We start from the raw sequence: 1025 nt of genomic DNA on the forward strand, positions 1-1025 counted from the left end.
CCCCCCGCACCTCCCGCCACGTTGATCCCAAAAACCCCCAACTTGAGTTTGTTGGGACTGGTGAAGATTCGCGACTCGGACCGCGCGACGGTCCCGTCGGCGATGGGGTGATTTGGGCGCGGGTTCGACATTAAACGTTCTCGCTTTCGGTCTTGTGCCCACTGAGGCTGAGACTGGTAGGGCTTCGGCGCCATTGAGGGCCGGTGGGGTCGAGCTGTCGGCGGCGCGGACCGCAGGACGTGGCCGCTGCCAGGGTGCGGGCGCGACTGGAGAACCGATCTCCGTCGGCAAAAGAGTCGACGCCCGCAACTTGGTGCCTGTTACTCATGATCTTCCCCACGACGGTCCACCTGAAGCGACAGACTATGCATGTCTGGTTAGTCAAGCACAACTAGGACGCTAGCGGAAGACATGTGATGTGCTCGGTTGCGCCCGGTGCGCTCCCTGCGAAGAGCGCGGGCGCCATCGCCCGCTTCTCACGCCACCTTGTCGGATGGCGACTCCACGACTCGGTGTCGGCATTTCGTCCTGAGCAGGACCGAAGACGTGACTCATCGAGCCGGCTCAGGTGTGGTCCACAGGGGTTCGCCGACAGGCTGCCTTCGAGCCCCATCGTCAGTGATCGTTTGAATCGAGTTGCCGAATCGGACCGCACCCGCCGATCCAGTTCGCGCTGAGGCAGAGGGCCTCTCGCTCTCCAGGAGAGACGAGTGAGCTAAAGCAACTGCACCACTGAGAGGGCCCCCGCCCCACATGACTGTCTCAGCGACCGGGCCTAGGGCTACGGCGTTGCGGCTGCGGGGGTACCGCCGAACCGTTCGCTCATATCGTTGCAGGCGGCTACGAGTGCGTCTCTCGCGCGCTCAACGAACTCGAGGTTCGAACCCTGGGGAAATCCGTACAGGGTTGGGTGYAGCACTGCCCCGTTGGGACCCATCACGGGGACCGTCAAGGTACGCACCTTGGAGGCAGTCTTCTCATCAAGGTCTGCCGGATCATCGAGTCGGGTGATCTGCTGGCCGACA

At 63.2% G+C, this 1025-nt stretch carries 1 protein-coding gene; it reads right to left on the reverse strand.

Annotation, left to right across the window (positions count from 1 at the left end; genetic code table 11):
* Positions 1 to 781: 781 nt before the first annotated feature.
* On the reverse strand, positions 782 to 1025 hold a 244-nt coding region (locus CC117_RS38430), incomplete at its 5' end, for a hypothetical protein (RefSeq protein ID WP_206744819.1).

It is taken from the genome of Parafrankia colletiae (genome assembly GCF_001854655.1).
Lineage (GTDB): Bacteria > Actinomycetota > Actinomycetes > Frankiales > Frankiaceae > Parafrankia > Parafrankia colletiae.